We start from the raw sequence: 13,484 nt of genomic DNA, 5'->3' as shown, positions 1-13,484 counted from the left end.
ACCGCCCCTTTGTTGGTTAGTACGTGCCTCCGATATGACTCTGTACAAATAACCTCGTAACAACCGTTGCATTTACCCTCGCCAGGTCATCCGGTGTAATTTCGATAGTTGCCCACCGGTTACGTTGAATCCGCCCGCCGCTATCTTTTGATAGGTACGGAGTTAGGTCCACGTTTTCCGCGCTTAAAGATGATGAGGCTACCGTATTACCGTCTACTTTGATATTTAGCGAGCTAGGCAACGTTGAGTCCTCGTAAATTCCGTAAATTTGCGGGTGTGAGTGATCTGGAATATTGATTGCCGGAATCTCAACTTCAAAATCATGCGTGTGGTCGGATACGGTGTGAGAGTGATCGGATACGGAGTGTGTATGATCTGATACGCTATGACTGTGTGCGCTCTGGGAAACTTGGTGAGTGTGATCGCCTGATCCGCCGGCAGTCCATATATCGCCGGTAGTGCTTGTCTCGACGTCGATTGCAATATTGTAGCCCGATGTTCCACTAGAGCGCGTGTAGTATCGGCTTGGCGTCATTTGAGACGTATCATTACCGCTGTACGACATAACTAAATGTTTATGATCGCCACCTGCCGCGCTCGTAGTCGTAAACCCTCCGCCTGCTGTAGTTGTTTGACCGCCCCCTGCCGAAGTAGTCTGCCCACCTCCGGCGCTAGTCGTTTGGCCTCCACCGCCTGCGGTACTTCTCGATTGAACCGTACTCGATTTAATGTAAGAACCGCCCGCTTTCGATCCTCGCGTATAGCCTCGGAAATTAGACGTTTCATACGTTAGATGCATAGCGTTAATGTTCACTACGTCCGGCGCTATCCAGAGACGGAAGGTTACGGGATGATCGGGGTCACAATTCTCCGCCTGACTCTCCGTCATAATGTTCGTCGCCCCTTGCGAATAGGCTTCGTTTACCTGTTGCTTACGTTCTACATCGGCTTGTATATCCGCAATATCGTCCAGTTTGTTCGCAATAGTATAGTCAACGTCGTACTCTTTCGACAAGTCCGGTATATTTACCCCGATAATTCTCGCGGAATAAACCTCGCCATCTACGACCACATTAACCACGTCATTCAACGCAACTTCCTCGTGTGCATATTCCGGTAAAATTGACAGATCAACTGCGTCTGTATCGAAAGAGAATTTTGGATCCTTCCATTGATTGAGCAGCGATGCTCCGGAAGCCTTTAGCGATTCGGCAACCTCAAAGCGACGATCTATCCATATATAAGGTTTCTTACCCCACTTGTCGATAGACGCCTGATCTTTCAGATAGGAAAGCCCGCCGTTGACGTCCTTAATCGTAAGCTGATTTACTCCCTCTCCATAGCCTCGCGGAATAATCCAGTTAACTATTTCCGTCGGATCCGATACATCTTTAAACGATTGAATGTTCTTACCCCAGCGAATTTCTCCCTTTACTGAGTTATTAGGTCTTACTAAATTAATTGTCCACGGGTAATTTTCGGTATCAAACGTCCACTCGAACGGTTCATCGAACGGCTGTGGAATCGAAAGAATGGGCGCAAGCAAGCCGTTCTCATTTTCGAACTTATAATGGAAGTAACGTGTAAAATCTACCGTACCGAGCTGCCAATGTGCCTCGTCTTGGAGTGATAGAATGAACTCGAGCACATCCGTTGTCGTATAGTTCGTATATTGGTGATAACCTTCCATTACACTGTCCAGCAACGTAGCGAGAACGTGCTCACATTCGTAAGTTATCGAACCTCCGCCATCGCTTCGGCTTGTTTCCGTTGGCATTATACGGTATAACCCGTAATATCTTCCGGTTTCATCGCCGTACACTTCCACAAAGTTAAAATGCTCACAATGCTCGTTTTTCGGATCATCTATCGGCAATGAAAAAGAAGCGCCCCATACTTGGTTAGTGCGCTTCTGTACCGATACATCATATGCGTTTTCTAAGATGGCCAGGCGTTGGCGATCCCTATTTAGAATATGAATCATCTATTACCTAACCCCCTTTTGTCGCTTAGTACCCTTGATTTCCTTACCCAGTTCCGTTGCAATTTTCTTAATATCTGCCTCTTCACGAACGTTGAATACGGCGCCATCGAGTAAGCCTTGATTATAAACGTTCGTATCGCCAGCTTCCGCTGCTTGCGTTTGTGATCCGCCTGAGTTTCGTCTCAAATTGCCGTAGCTTCGTCCACTAACTCCGAACGCAAACTCCGTGTTCATTCTGCTAAACGGGCGTTGAACTGCGTCAACTACGCCTTGTGCCGCTCGTTCTGCCGGTGATTTCATGCGTTGCATTCCGATTACTAGTCCTTCGCCAATGAAACCGCCGAGCTTCATCGTTACTCTGGAAGGTGAACGAATTCCGAGAGGTTTCGCGATCCAATCGGGAATTTTCTCCGCTAGGCCACTAATGACGGAGCCTAAATTGATTGACTGAATACCATCGATAAGCCCTTCGATAATGTTTCCGCCTATTCTAAATAGATTGATATTCTCTAAGAAGGATTCAGCTTTCCCCCATATCTCCTCGATCTTTTTCCAAGCTGCTTCCATTTTTTCTTTGATTGAGTTTTTCATTTCATTGAACTTATCTCGCACCATTTTTGCTATAGCCTTAACCATTGCAAACTTCAATCGAATCTCGTGCCAGGTATTAATGAGAAAACTCTTCACTTTTCCGAATATTTCTTTCGTTTTAGCCCATATCGTATCCCAATTACTGATAATCTTCGTAGCGAGTAAGATAACGATTGATATAATAATTCCGATAGGTCCGGACAATCTCGTGATAAAGGAACCTACACGTAAAATCGTCGGTAGTATCTTCGTAAATGATCCTTTCAATTTGCCGAACCACTTCCACGCTTTTTGAACGATAGGCCATAAGAATTTAAATGCACTGATCGCACCGCTTATGAGAGGCGTCAATATACGGAAGGCCCCATAAATAATCGGAATTAAGCCCGCAATAATGCCTAGCCACTTCTCGTTCTTCAATAGTTCGCTCGCCCACGCGAAGAACTTGTTCGCTAGGTTTAACACTTGTTCACCTAACGGAGCCATCGCAATCCCTAAATTAACAAGGAATTTCGTTATGTTTCCGATTAGCGACATCACCGTCGGCGTGTTTTCGCTAACAAACTTCATAAACTTTTGAAACGCTTTGTTTTCCGATAATGTTTTAGTCCACTTCCGGAATTTCTCCGACATGTCTAAGAACCCGTCGCCGAACGACTTAGCCAATGGATCGAACGCTACCGCCATATTAAAAATACCTTGGATGAAATTTCCGACGCCCTTAGTTAGCTTCTCTAAGTTCGGTCCCGCTGTTTTTCCGAGCCAGTCGAAAAAGGATTTAACATCCTCCGTTTTAAGCGATTTATTAAAGCTATCCATTAAACGGTCAACCGCATCAACCGTCGATTCTATCGCTGGCTTCGATAACTCTAAAACGGTCTTAGTCGCCTTTAATGCATTGTTAAAGATGTGAAGTACGTCCGGCTCGAATTGCTTCGTAAATTGCGAAAAGAACGATGTAAAGTCGCGTAACGCTTTAATGGAGTACCTTTGGGATTCGGTTAGTCCGTTCTGTAGCTTCGTTAGCTTCTTCACCGCCGCGGCTCTTTCCTCCGGATTACTTGCGTTTTCTACTGCCTGCTGTGCGGCTTTTAGATTTTTATTCGCTTGTATGACGCCGGAGATTGCCGGAATAGCGACCGTTGCAAATCCTGCCGCGCCTATCCCTGCGGACGTGAAAGCCGATCCAATCGCACCTATTCCGCCGGCTGCTACGCCTAATATCGGAACTAACGCGGGTAACGCCATGAACATACCGCCCTTCGCGATTCCGCTCGATAGTTCCTCGAAAGTTCGCATAGACTGCGCTATCCGGTCCATTCGGTTAAGAAAATCCTTGTTCGACAATTCAATATGGGTCACGATTCTCCGCGGGAGGCTGTCCGTTTTCCTTTTAACCTTATCGAGATCTTCTTCGGCCTTCTTCGTTTTAGCATCAATTTTCGGAGTAATTTGCATGTTGTCTAACTTCTCCGATGTCCTCTTGAACGATTCAAGCTGACCTTGCATGCGACGGAGTGGCTTGGTCATGCGATCGGTAATTCCAACCTTGTACATAACCGTTTGCTTAATGGCCATTTACGTCACCCTCGCCGTCTACAATCCCTAATGCGCCCATTGCCTCGTCTAGGTGCTCGATTGCCCGCTCGCCGCTTTCTGCGTCTTCATACTCGATAAAGTAAATGAATGATGTAAGTGCCGCTTGTACGTGTGGCTTTGCTGAACGCAACTCCGGTGATAGCTTCCGTTCCTTAATAGTTCCTAGTTTCGTTTCAATCGCCTGGAATGTTTTAAGGTGCTGACGCCTAGCTGCCGATAGGTCGGTTGCATCAAACTCCCCGGCTAAACGAGAAACACGATCAATTACTTTGTAGAATTTACGTGTGTCTGCATTTGGCTTTTTCATGATTTCCCTCTCCTTTTTGCATTAAAAATAGCCCCTCCGGCAATTAGCCATCATCGGGGCGTCGTCATTTTTATAAAGAGTCATTTGTCAGTCTTTTAGCGTTTTCTCGCTTTCCTTTCTTATTAGGTTGCTTCTTCTCTTCCGCCTCGAGCTCATTGTTTTGCAACTCTTCCATAAGGTGTTCCGTCCACCCCTTCGAGTCGTTCATCCGTTTCCTTTTTCGAGAATCGGCAAGTGACCGTAAGCTCTGGTTCTTCTGTTTTCGTCCCATTAATTAAACCTCTTCCTTTCCACATAATACTTCTGTAATTGAGATTCTTCTTTGTATACTGTCTTCTGCCAATAGTTTCGGCTCGGAGAAGGATTCATGGTAAGACTGTGTACGGAAATACACACGCTCAGGAAATGCAGCCTTAAAGGACTTCTTCATTTGAAAGTCACATAATCGGATATGTGCGTTATCATCATCCTCTAGTAGCCCGTAAACATGGCCACCTACCGCACAAAATATATCTCGGTGACTGAGTTGTCGGTCATAGTAGAGGGAAGCAATATAAATCGACTCTTTTCCAACGTGTTCAGCGATACCTATACCGGTTTCTGATTCGCCTTTAATTCTGAACGCTTTAAATCTGCGCTTATTCATCCGTCTCCCCCTCGCTACGCTCCGCCTTTTTACGCTTCTGCTCCGCGAGTTGTTCTCGCCGGATTGCTTTTTTATATCGCTTGTTTCGTTCGTTTTTAATCATTACCGGCAAGGCGCGGCGTATCGTTTCTCTAGTCGCAATAGGTGAAAATTCGAATTTAAACGGATCCTCACTTTCCGCCTTTACCGTGACCATAGCAGCCGTTTCCGTACGCTTAACCTTTGCATGTAGCTTCGCCAGTTTCGCTCACCTCGTTTATACTGCGTATACAGCGTATTTTCGTCTAAATTTATGGGGGTAGCCCCGCATTTCTGAGGTACTTGTCCTGCTACAGGTGTCGTAGGTATGCTCGACGCATTGACCTCGAAAAACCCCGCGCTGCTCTTTATTTTTTATATAGTCGAATCTGCTCCTTATCAGCGTATCCTTCTACCGCGATTACCGTACCGTCTTCGTCCTCATGAGCAAGAGTAATGGTTTCAACCCTAGCCAATATACTTTTTATATGCGGTGGGTACGTACTATGAACCGCCCACGTATTACTAACAGGATCGTAGGCGTATAGAGTTTCTTGTTCTTCCCGCGGATAGTAACTCATTCTGAAGCCCCCGATTCTTTCCACGAAAAAAGACCGGCGATTAACCGGCCTTCCTTGTAAACTTCTGCGATAATCTCATATTTATTGTCAGATTGAAGTTTTTCTATTACTCCTCGTTTGTCGCTGTATATGCTTTTATTCATCGGTTGTACTAAACCCCCATCCGGCCAGTTTCGGCGTCGATAACTACGTCTTCCGGAAGGCTGTCAGGATCGTTAAGATATCCTGTAAATTCCTTCCCGAACAATTCCTCTGCGTTGGTTAAGGCTACGGGGCTAAATAGCTTCGATTCATATAGCTGTTTGGATAGTTCATTGATTTCTTTTGCTTCTCGCTGTTCATGAGAAAGTGATTGGTTGTTAATATAATCAAATGTATTATCTAAGCTCTTCTTAAGTTTTAATGTCGATTGGCTGTCAGGTGCACTAGAAAGGATCGGATTAATTACGGAACTGAATTCCTCTTTTAATCTACCTGCAAAGTAAGGCTCATCTTTAATACCGTCTACAAACTGCGCGAGCTGTTTTTCGGATTTCCCAGGATCAGTTGAAAGCATTAATCGGGTTTTTAAGTCATTAAGTTGAGATTCAAACTGCCTTAAATTCTCGTCGTTTGGTTTCTTTGCTTCCTTTTTTAATAATTTTTCTGATTCCGCTTGAGCTTTTGAAACTTCGCTTTGGAACTCTTTTTTAATTTCTTTAGCGAACTCAATAGTTTTCAGTGCGTATTTTTCCCGGAGTTTTTGTGCCTTCTTTCGTCTACCCTCCGGGGATAAGTCAGTATCTGTTTTTGCTAAAGAAATTTCTCGAGCTGCCTCTTCTCTGATTTCTATATATTTTTTATTTACGCTGCTTTCAATTTCTCTTGCTTTTTCGATGTGTTGTTCCATATCTAAATCTCTCCTTCAAATTTTTTTGTTTAGTTAGACTTCTTGTATTCGCCGCTTTGGAACATGTCTACTATTTCCCATACTTTCATTTTCTTTTCACTTCTCATAAATGTGTCTCTCATTAAGACGTCAAGTGATTCTTCGGTTGCGTAGTCCGTCACGGGCCTGTTGTGCTTATTGGTGTTACATAGATGGTGACAAATAACGATATTGGCGAATGTGTTAGGGCCGTGCTTTGACATAGGAATGACGTGGTCCAAACTAAAGGAATTATCTTCTATCTCCTCTCCGCAGTACGGACACCCCCGCGCTTTCGAAACTCGGTACGCTTCCCGTAATTCGTCCATCGTCAAGTCGTCAAAAACCCCGTTCCTTTTCGCACTACCTTTCGCCTGGTGAAAGGCTCGCACTAACCGCCCTTCCGGAGTTTTACGGTACTCTGCGTTGGAATTACGTTGGCACGGCCGACACGCGTTTCTAAGACCGTCCTTATTCGACTTTTTGACGTTGTACTCCGATAGGGGCTTTTCCGTTTGGCAGATGCGGCAATTCTTAGTAGCGTTCATCTGCGCCACCTCCAGCCGTACGCTCGTCGATGCGATCCACTTTCGAATCTATATAATCAACCTTTTCCTCAATCCTTTGTAGACTTGCTACAATTTCCTCGTAAATACTCAGGTAATCGCTAATTGGTTGCTTGTTCATTTCAGATCATTTCCTTTCATTTCGAGTTTTGTTTTACTTGTCCATTCGTAACTCACGTTTTAGAATCTCGATAACGTCCATAATCTCATGATTGACGTGTGTTTTTCCGGTGTTTTGGAGAAGCGCCAACGCAACAAGGTACGTAGCCAATGCGTTTGTTTCCTTCATTTCATTTCACCTCATTTCGGTAAGTAATTGCGTTGATTATGCGCCAAACTCTTGTTTAATCTTAAAAACTGTTTTAGCCGATATTGGTTTAGTTCCGATTTCCATAAACGAAATGTAAGATTGATGGAAACCCAAGCGCCTAGCAAACTCTTTTTGACTCAGCCCCGTTTCAAACCTTATTCGGCGTAATTCTTTCCCTTCCACATCCTCACCCCCTTAAAATCACTCTTGACTTCCATATCCTGTTGACATATAATTAAAATGGGTAATTATAGCGTAAAATAATAAAAACTAAAAATTAATTAATAGTGTACTCGTTGTAATCCTTTTTGATCTTTACTAACTTCTCGTTATCTAGGCCAAACACATTAACAACTTTATCGCGGACATTCCCAGTTACCGGCTCCCTGCCTTTTTCAATTTGATTTACGTACGACTGTGATATATTCAAATAGTCAGCCATTTCTTTCATTGAAAGCCGGTGAATTTTTCTAATTACATAAAATGTTTGATTATCAATAATTAATCTCATTCCTTGATCCTCCTAAATTATTTATTACTGCTTAAAAGGGCAGTATCAAAGCATAAAAAACTGTCCGAAGCCTTCCCATATATAGTTAGATGACTAAAGCTAAAAGTTTACTAGTGTTTCTTTATCGTCCGTATCGTCTCCCGTCCTGTAAATAGCTTATGTTCGCCGTACTCTTCGATTAGATACGCCTTAACTTCCTCCGGATCTATCTTCGTCGTTATGACTTCGCCGGGCTTTCGCGCTTCCTTATTTTCTACGAATCTAACGTTAACGCGGTGGTCCGTTCCTGCGCCTTTTTCATCGCCTTGATAACTCGACGTGTATTTCGGCGTTTTCTTACCGCCCATGCTCTCCTTACGATGTTTCGCCGCAGCTATCTGCTCGATTTTCTTGTCGTCGAATACCGTTTCTCTATTATCGAAATACTTCAGCATCTCGCGTTCGTTAATCCAGAAATCGTAACCATCCGGAGCTTTGACGTAATAAATATCCTTCTTCGTAGGCTTGGGCGGTTTGGCGGTACGGCGTTTACGTGTTCGGTTTATCACCTTACGGGCCTCTCTGCATTCATGCGAGCAAACCTTAGCGTTATTCGGGCGTGTGTTGTCCTTATAGTGGTATCCGCAATAATTGCACCTTTTAATTCGCTTGTCCGTGGAGTCGTGGAGTTCTCCGTTTAATAGCGAGTTGATTACAGATAATGCTTCGAGCTCGTCCAGCCCTTGTACATATTCACGAGCGAATTCGATAGCGCCTGTTCCTGGATCGCGGTAGTTATTCATTTAATTATTTCCCCTTTTGTTGGTGTTTTTGTTGGAGGCTGCCGGCCCTGAAAACCTTTCTTTCTTTTTCAGCCCTCTTTTTCTTTCTTTGGAAAGTTCTTTTATTCGATAAGATCTATTAGTTAATCCCTTTCCGCTCGGTCTTATATTCGATTATTCTTTTGCGTATATAATAGTTGGCATGTTCTTTCGTAAGAAAGGTTATGCGGAAACAATGAAGTGAGCTTGCGAACGAATTAGTTTCCTTTCTTTTGAACTTTCTTTTCCGTTTATACTCGTAATGTTTTTAAATCTTGTTATAAATCTAGTTAGTAAATCTAGTTATACGGTAAAATCGGTACTTTTTTTGGAAGCTATTTTACCGGTGGGTTGGTATCAAAATTACCGTTCTAACCAACCAGTCCGCTTTTTCTCCTCTGTCTCAGCTTGTATAAATTCGTTGTAACTTTTTGATGCTTCCGGACACCTTTTAAATAGCTCCGCCTGTGTTAGAGGTTTGTACGGCACATAGACTTTATTTGCGCGTGGCTTGACTATTTTAATCAACCCGACCCTTTCTAGGAATCTCAAATGCTCTCGTATCGTCTTAACCGCCTTAACTCCGTAACGCCTCGATAGCTGATACTCTGTCGGATATGCATAACCCATATCAGCGTTATAAAAGTCGACTAGTATCGTATAGAGGTAGTTAAATTGCGGTTTATAACCTGGTACGTGGACGTAATTCATTAGATCTGACGGCATTTTAACGAAGTAATCACTTTCTGCCTTGTTCGTTTTGTCGAATACTTTATCGGTCCCTTTTATTACTGGTTTTTGTTGGCTCATAGTATGGAATCCCCCTTAGAATCCTTTTTCTGTAATATCTTTTAATGCTTCCGAAAACTCTGGAGTATTTTGAAATATAAAAACCGCACGCCCCTTTACTCTTGTACTTGGCTTAACCTCGATAACTGAAAACCCTTTTTTTATTAAACGGTTTGCGACGTGTACATTAAGAATCACTTTCCTCTCGAACATTTGCCCTCACCTCCTTTATCGTTTTGATGCCGTTAACCGCGGAAAGCGCTAATTCCTCTCCGTACCCATGCCCCATGTTTGCGCGGAACACATCTATACATAACGCCGCCTTGGCTACCGTCTTATTAGGCGCCTTAACAGTGATGACGTATGTTCCCCAATCAGGTACGAGTGTTGTTTCCTCCATATTCCGAATATCAAATTCGTTATACGGGTTAATAACTCTAAAAGCCCACTTTATTTTAGGCTCGTAGGTTATCTCGTAATTTTTCATTCTTTGCATTTAATCCACTCCCTCATTAACTAAATAAGTAATTAGTAAAAGCCTAAATAAAAATTTCCTCTCACTCTTTAGCCCCAAGGTTTTGGGGTCTTTTACACGGTTGAATGACTATTTTTCTTATTTTTCTCAAATCAAGGGCTGATTTTAACCCCTATACTTTCTATTCACGCGCCAACTGGCAATCGTGCGCCTTACCCTACAAACTTTTTAAGTATTCAAGAGATAATACGCACCCGCTCATAATTTCGTACAAAAAAGGCCGCAAGTTGCCGCTTGCCGCCTTGTACTTCGTTTATATTTCGTGTAACTGCCGTCGACCTTGTAGGATCGATATATTTAAAACCGCGGTGGAGAATCTGCTTTACAACGTAATTGCGAAGAACAGGAACGATAAACCTGCGACAAATAGAGCTACATATATTTCCGAAAGGTGAGCGTTTATAGCTTCGTCTATATTTCGTAAGTTCCGTTTAATCATTACGCTTCTCCGAGGCTTTGTTGCGTCATATTAATTCCGGCCCTTATCCAGTCGGTCAACGAAGCCCCGTCCTGTATTAATTCGGATAGTTTTTCGTACATTTCCTCGTCGCCCGTGGTGTACGTAAAGCCGAATAGTCGGTTATTCTCCGCGTACACATGAACGGTATCGTCGATCCTTCCGTCATATTCGTAGAAAGTCACGTCATCGGATGAAGTCATAACTACGATACCGGCCGTTATAATCCGGCCCTGTGACGTATATACAACCGGCTCGCCTAGGTCGTTGTACGTATGGTACTTAACGTTGACATTGAGCGCCTCTACTGTACGCATGGTTGCACCGCCTTCAACTTATCGATCATAAATTCGATGTCTGAGTCGTTAAAGTCCGCTTGCTTAAAGATGTTCGCGATAAATTCGTCCGTGCCTTCCATTTCGAGATAAGCGTCGATGATCCCGTCTTGATAATCGGATAGTAAATCGATGTTGCCCGGTTGCTGCCGGCTGTCCTCCCGATAGTTTTCGATTAGTTCTAAAACATTTTCCATATTATCGCTCCTCCGTTTGTTTTAATTACGTTTAGCGTAACCGTTAGTTATACTATAATTCCGTTTACCGTAATTGTCAACAATAAAATTACATTTAACGCAATAAGTCTCGTTATACTATGGTAAAATGGACGTAGTTAATCGGTGAAGGAGCGACTAAACAATGGCTAAGACAATCGAAATACACTTAAAGGAACGTTTAAAAGAAAAAGACTGCGGACAGAAACAGCTTGCGGAAATGACCGGGCTTACTGAACGTACAATTAGCGAACTTGTAAACGGTAAGACAAAGCGTTATCCGAAACAGGCGTTAGAGGCCATAGCAACCGCGTTAGACCTTAAGGATATAAACGAGCTGCTTACGTTAGAGGACGAAGGATCCTGATCGGATCTTGCGGGAGATTTCGAAGGTCTAAAATTTTGCCGGAAATTTTTACGGGTAGGGACGTTACCTTATATAATAATATGACTAACTTATTCAATGCTGCGCTAATTCCGCAGGCACTCGGCAGCACCGCTCAAAACCGAGGTACCCCCGCCGTCAAGCATTTCCACTTTACATACGAACGTTCGTGCGTACTAATAGCGTATGTATAACGTATGCAGCGATATACAGTCCGAAGGTAGCTCGCAGGTAAGGCGGAGGCAGGCGATAAACGACCGCTGTTCCCCTCGTAATACCTTGTGCACCAACGGTTACAGCGATTTATACGAACGCTAGGTTACATAATCTATATTATAGTACGTCATTCTGTAAGCCCCGTCATGCCTGCGTTTATAAGAGACGTATATGACCGCATAAATACTGCGACGAATCGTCCGTAAATATACTGTATAAAATCGTGTATAAACTCCGCTCAGTCCAGCGCTAAGTATTCGCAATTGTACGTACATTCGTGAATATTCCGACTGCTTTCCCGTCCACGCTCGCCGACCCCTCGAAAGTTTCGCGGCCCTCTGTCTCGTGAAAGCCGCGCCTGGTTTTTTGCCTACCGTTGCCCTCCGAATATTCCGGATATGTTAGCGAACGTTACGTCGTATTACACTAGATATAGCGCTATTTTCCGAGTTTCTTCCTATATATATAGTATGCGGAGCCTTCCGATGTAATGCGGTTAACATGGCGCCCTTTCCGAAAACGTTCCGGAGGGCGCGCGTCGGAGGCCTGCGCCTGCAAAAAAGTCGCCAAATGTTACGTTTTGTAACACCCCTTATACGATAAAATCTCCCGCCTGTAGCAGCTTAATTGCGGAATCAACGTCGCCCGCAATAGCCATCGTTGCAAGCGTCTCACCTTTCGGAAACTTTTCCCGTAAATACTTACGCATGACTTTATCCTTCTCGCGCTGATAGTCCTTCCGTTGTTCCCATCGATAAAGAGTCATCCGGCATACTCCGACTTGTTCAGCGATTTCCTCACGGTTTAACCAATGACCCGCAATAGGTCGCGTAGACAAATACATCGCCAGGTAATGCTCATCGCTCAATGACGGTACCTGTGACGGCTGTTTACTTCGCTTCTTTTTCCGTGGCATTACGTACACCTCCTTCGTAATATTCGCTTAATTCTCGCCATTTAATCGCCCGCGTACACTTCGCCCAAGCACGATAAAGATATGCGGATAGGTTGCGTACGTGACCGCTTTTATAGCGTCTCACACACGCCAGAAACGCGTCTATATACTCCGCATGGTCTTCCGCCTTAATAGTTCGGTCTATGGACGCTTTGGCACGATATAAGACGCCTACGATCTCATATAGCTCCTCTGCGTTGAAGAACGGAGCCATTGCGTTATATATTTCCGCAGGTATGGACGCCTTCAATGTTCTCGTATCTAATAATGTATAGGTCTTGTTTATAGAAAATAACGGTTCAAATTCGTCGTTGGCCTGTTTACCGCTTGTCCACGTAGGCTTCTCGGCTTCCTCACGGTGTATCGGCTGCGGTGTATCGTCCAAACTGTCAGACGTCGTATATTTAGTTATTACGTACATATTCGCACCATTTCCGCCATTAATCGATCTCATTACGGACACCTTCTCAACGATGCCAGCGTTAACTAGCTTCGCCATATTCCGGATAACAGTTATACGAGACTTGCCGATCGCCTTCGCTATTGTCGCGTGCTTAAGAAACGCAACGCCTGGATATTTTACGGCGTAACGTGATAACAGGCGTAGTATTTCGATGGCAGTATCGTTCAAGTCGGCGCCATGCTCCGAGATATGTAGCTTAATAGATTCGTCCATTTCCGATTTACTGGCGAATGGTTGACGATCAATTGCTAAACTAACGTAATTCATTTCTTGGCCTCCCGATTAGAGGCGCAATGACAGGAACACATGTTCGG

23 protein-coding genes are annotated in these 13,484 nt (G+C 44.0%); 1 reads left to right on the top strand and 22 read right to left on the bottom strand.

The annotated features are described in order from the left end of the window. Window positions 1-16 precede the first annotated feature (16 nt). The 20 genes from P9989_RS00200 to P9989_RS00105 all read right to left on the bottom strand — a co-directional run bounded on the left by P9989_RS00200 (window position 17) and on the right by P9989_RS00105 (window position 11,133). Window positions 17-1,984, bottom strand: coding sequence for a phage tail spike protein (locus P9989_RS00200; RefSeq protein ID WP_283076889.1), 1,968 nt, complete (start codon window positions 1,982-1,984; stop codon window positions 17-19). A gap of 3 nt (window positions 1,985-1,987) precedes the next feature. Next, on the bottom strand, window positions 1,988-4,153 hold the full coding sequence (locus tag P9989_RS00195; protein ID WP_283076888.1) for a phage tail protein: 2,166 nt from the start codon (window positions 4,151-4,153) through the stop codon (window positions 1,988-1,990). After that, the gene (locus P9989_RS00190; RefSeq protein ID WP_283076887.1) at window positions 4,143-4,481 is read right to left on the bottom strand and encodes a hypothetical protein; all 339 of its coding nucleotides are present in this window, start codon (window positions 4,479-4,481) and stop codon (window positions 4,143-4,145) included. Before P9989_RS00190 ends, P9989_RS00195 begins: the two co-directional genes overlap by 11 nt. A 70-nt stretch (window positions 4,482-4,551) precedes the next feature. Further along, the gene (locus tag P9989_RS00185; RefSeq protein WP_283076886.1) at window positions 4,552-4,752 is read right to left on the bottom strand and encodes a hypothetical protein; all 201 of its coding nucleotides are present in this window, start codon (window positions 4,750-4,752) and stop codon (window positions 4,552-4,554) included. A 3-nt stretch (window positions 4,753-4,755) separates the two neighbouring features. Then, complete coding sequence (locus P9989_RS00180) at window positions 4,756-5,127, bottom strand: hypothetical protein (RefSeq protein WP_283076885.1); 372 nt, start codon at window positions 5,125-5,127, stop codon at window positions 4,756-4,758. Then, entirely contained in the window at window positions 5,120-5,323 is a 204-nt protein-coding gene (locus P9989_RS00175) for a hypothetical protein (protein ID WP_283076884.1), read from the bottom strand. The genes P9989_RS00180 and P9989_RS00175 overlap by 8 nt, the downstream gene beginning before the upstream one ends. Window positions 5,324-5,513: 190 nt before the next feature. Further along, complete coding sequence (locus P9989_RS00170; protein ID WP_283076883.1) at window positions 5,514-5,726, bottom strand: hypothetical protein; 213 nt, start codon at window positions 5,724-5,726, stop codon at window positions 5,514-5,516. Beyond that, a complete protein-coding gene (locus tag P9989_RS00165) occupies window positions 5,723-5,869 on the bottom strand; it encodes a hypothetical protein (protein WP_283076882.1) in 147 nt (48 codons plus the stop codon). Before P9989_RS00165 ends, P9989_RS00170 begins: the two co-directional genes overlap by 4 nt. Window positions 5,870-5,877: 8 nt before the next feature. After that, the gene (locus P9989_RS00160; protein WP_283076881.1) at window positions 5,878-6,615 is read right to left on the bottom strand and encodes a hypothetical protein; all 738 of its coding nucleotides are present in this window, start codon (window positions 6,613-6,615) and stop codon (window positions 5,878-5,880) included. Between the two features lie 29 nt (window positions 6,616-6,644). Beyond that, window positions 6,645-7,181, bottom strand: a complete 537-nt coding sequence (locus tag P9989_RS00155) for an HNH endonuclease (protein WP_283076880.1) — start codon at window positions 7,179-7,181, stop codon at window positions 6,645-6,647. Beyond that, window positions 7,168-7,320 (bottom strand): hypothetical protein, encoded by a 153-nt coding sequence (locus tag P9989_RS00150; RefSeq protein WP_283076879.1) that lies wholly within the window; start codon window positions 7,318-7,320, stop codon window positions 7,168-7,170. The genes P9989_RS00155 and P9989_RS00150 overlap by 14 nt, the downstream gene beginning before the upstream one ends. 33 nt (window positions 7,321-7,353) lie before the next feature. Then, entirely contained in the window at window positions 7,354-7,488 is a 135-nt protein-coding gene (locus tag P9989_RS00145; protein WP_283076878.1) for a hypothetical protein, read from the bottom strand. Between the two features lie 36 nt (window positions 7,489-7,524). Further along, window positions 7,525-7,692, bottom strand: coding sequence for a helix-turn-helix domain-containing protein (locus P9989_RS00140; protein WP_283076877.1), 168 nt, complete (start codon window positions 7,690-7,692; stop codon window positions 7,525-7,527). A gap of 94 nt (window positions 7,693-7,786) precedes the next feature. Next, entirely contained in the window at window positions 7,787-8,020 is a 234-nt protein-coding gene (locus P9989_RS00135; RefSeq protein ID WP_283076876.1) for a helix-turn-helix domain-containing protein, read from the bottom strand. Window positions 8,021-8,130: 110 nt separating this feature from the next. Then, window positions 8,131-8,802, bottom strand: a complete 672-nt coding sequence (locus P9989_RS00130; RefSeq protein WP_283076875.1) for a hypothetical protein — start codon at window positions 8,800-8,802, stop codon at window positions 8,131-8,133. A 381-nt stretch (window positions 8,803-9,183) separates the two neighbouring features. After that, window positions 9,184-9,630 (bottom strand): helix-turn-helix domain-containing protein, encoded by a 447-nt coding sequence (locus tag P9989_RS00125; RefSeq protein ID WP_283076874.1) that lies wholly within the window; start codon window positions 9,628-9,630, stop codon window positions 9,184-9,186. 15 nt (window positions 9,631-9,645) lie between these two features. After that, window positions 9,646-9,822, bottom strand: coding sequence for a DUF5659 domain-containing protein (locus P9989_RS00120; RefSeq protein WP_283076873.1), 177 nt, complete (start codon window positions 9,820-9,822; stop codon window positions 9,646-9,648). After that, window positions 9,797-10,105, bottom strand: coding sequence for a hypothetical protein (locus P9989_RS00115; RefSeq protein ID WP_283076872.1), 309 nt, complete (start codon window positions 10,103-10,105; stop codon window positions 9,797-9,799). Before P9989_RS00115 ends, P9989_RS00120 begins: the two co-directional genes overlap by 26 nt. 477 nt (window positions 10,106-10,582) lie before the next feature. Continuing rightward, a complete protein-coding gene (locus P9989_RS00110) occupies window positions 10,583-10,918 on the bottom strand; it encodes a hypothetical protein (protein WP_283076871.1) in 336 nt (111 codons plus the stop codon). After that, complete coding sequence (locus P9989_RS00105) at window positions 10,906-11,133, bottom strand: hypothetical protein (RefSeq protein WP_283076870.1); 228 nt, start codon at window positions 11,131-11,133, stop codon at window positions 10,906-10,908. Before P9989_RS00105 ends, P9989_RS00110 begins: the two co-directional genes overlap by 13 nt. Before the next feature lie 163 nt (window positions 11,134-11,296). Between P9989_RS00105 and P9989_RS00100 the strand changes: the two genes are divergently transcribed. Beyond that, entirely contained in the window at window positions 11,297-11,518 is a 222-nt protein-coding gene (locus P9989_RS00100) for a helix-turn-helix domain-containing protein (protein WP_283076869.1), read from the top strand. Between the two features lie 826 nt (window positions 11,519-12,344). Here the strand turns inward: P9989_RS00100 and P9989_RS00095 are convergent. Next, entirely contained in the window at window positions 12,345-12,668 is a 324-nt protein-coding gene (locus P9989_RS00095) for a phBC6A51 family helix-turn-helix protein (protein ID WP_283076868.1), read from the bottom strand. Continuing rightward, a complete protein-coding gene (locus tag P9989_RS00090; protein ID WP_283076867.1) occupies window positions 12,643-13,437 on the bottom strand; it encodes a helix-turn-helix domain-containing protein in 795 nt (264 codons plus the stop codon). Before P9989_RS00090 ends, P9989_RS00095 begins: the two co-directional genes overlap by 26 nt. Window positions 13,438-13,484: the final 47 nt, after the last annotated feature.

This window comes from Halobacillus naozhouensis, assembly GCF_029714185.1.
Taxonomy (GTDB): domain Bacteria; phylum Bacillota; class Bacilli; order Bacillales; family Halobacillaceae; genus Halobacillus_A; species Halobacillus_A naozhouensis.
The sequence above is the reverse complement of the archived record's forward strand: the minus strand, read 5'-3'. Positions and strand labels throughout refer to the sequence as shown.

Bases quoted from the DNA above. Each gene is read 5' to 3' on its own strand.
- P9989_RS00200 (WP_283076889.1), bottom strand. From the start codon at position 1,984: ATGATTCATATTCTAAATAGGGATCGCCAACGCCTGGCCATCTTAGAA.
- P9989_RS00195 (WP_283076888.1), bottom strand. From the start codon at position 4,153: ATGGCCATTAAGCAAACGGTTATGTACAAGGTTGGAATTACCGATCGC.
- P9989_RS00190 (WP_283076887.1), bottom strand. From the start codon at position 4,481: ATGAAAAAGCCAAATGCAGACACACGTAAATTCTACAAAGTAATTGAT.
- P9989_RS00185 (WP_283076886.1), bottom strand. From the start codon at position 4,752: ATGGGACGAAAACAGAAGAACCAGAGCTTACGGTCACTTGCCGATTCT.
- P9989_RS00180 (WP_283076885.1), bottom strand. From the start codon at position 5,127: ATGAATAAGCGCAGATTTAAAGCGTTCAGAATTAAAGGCGAATCAGAA.
- P9989_RS00175 (WP_283076884.1), bottom strand. From the start codon at position 5,323: ATGGTCACGGTAAAGGCGGAAAGTGAGGATCCGTTTAAATTCGAATTT.
- P9989_RS00170 (WP_283076883.1), bottom strand. From the start codon at position 5,726: ATGAGTTACTATCCGCGGGAAGAACAAGAAACTCTATACGCCTACGAT.
- P9989_RS00165 (WP_283076882.1), bottom strand. From the start codon at position 5,869: ATGAATAAAAGCATATACAGCGACAAACGAGGAGTAATAGAAAAACTT.
- P9989_RS00160 (WP_283076881.1), bottom strand. From the start codon at position 6,615: ATGGAACAACACATCGAAAAAGCAAGAGAAATTGAAAGCAGCGTAAAT.
- P9989_RS00155 (WP_283076880.1), bottom strand. From the start codon at position 7,181: ATGAACGCTACTAAGAATTGCCGCATCTGCCAAACGGAAAAGCCCCTA.
- P9989_RS00150 (WP_283076879.1), bottom strand. From the start codon at position 7,320: ATGAACAAGCAACCAATTAGCGATTACCTGAGTATTTACGAGGAAATT.
- P9989_RS00145 (WP_283076878.1), bottom strand. From the start codon at position 7,488: ATGAAGGAAACAAACGCATTGGCTACGTACCTTGTTGCGTTGGCGCTT.
- P9989_RS00135 (WP_283076876.1), bottom strand. From the start codon at position 8,020: ATGAGATTAATTATTGATAATCAAACATTTTATGTAATTAGAAAAATT.
- P9989_RS00130 (WP_283076875.1), bottom strand. From the start codon at position 8,802: ATGAATAACTACCGCGATCCAGGAACAGGCGCTATCGAATTCGCTCGT.
- P9989_RS00125 (WP_283076874.1), bottom strand. From the start codon at position 9,630: ATGAGCCAACAAAAACCAGTAATAAAAGGGACCGATAAAGTATTCGAC.
- P9989_RS00120 (WP_283076873.1), bottom strand. From the start codon at position 9,822: ATGTTCGAGAGGAAAGTGATTCTTAATGTACACGTCGCAAACCGTTTA.
- P9989_RS00115 (WP_283076872.1), bottom strand. From the start codon at position 10,105: ATGCAAAGAATGAAAAATTACGAGATAACCTACGAGCCTAAAATAAAG.
- P9989_RS00110 (WP_283076871.1), bottom strand. From the start codon at position 10,918: ATGCGTACAGTAGAGGCGCTCAATGTCAACGTTAAGTACCATACGTAC.
- P9989_RS00105 (WP_283076870.1), bottom strand. From the start codon at position 11,133: ATGGAAAATGTTTTAGAACTAATCGAAAACTATCGGGAGGACAGCCGG.
- P9989_RS00100 (WP_283076869.1), top strand. From the start codon at position 11,297: ATGGCTAAGACAATCGAAATACACTTAAAGGAACGTTTAAAAGAAAAA.
- P9989_RS00095 (WP_283076868.1), bottom strand. From the start codon at position 12,668: ATGCCACGGAAAAAGAAGCGAAGTAAACAGCCGTCACAGGTACCGTCA.
- P9989_RS00090 (WP_283076867.1), bottom strand. From the start codon at position 13,437: ATGAATTACGTTAGTTTAGCAATTGATCGTCAACCATTCGCCAGTAAA.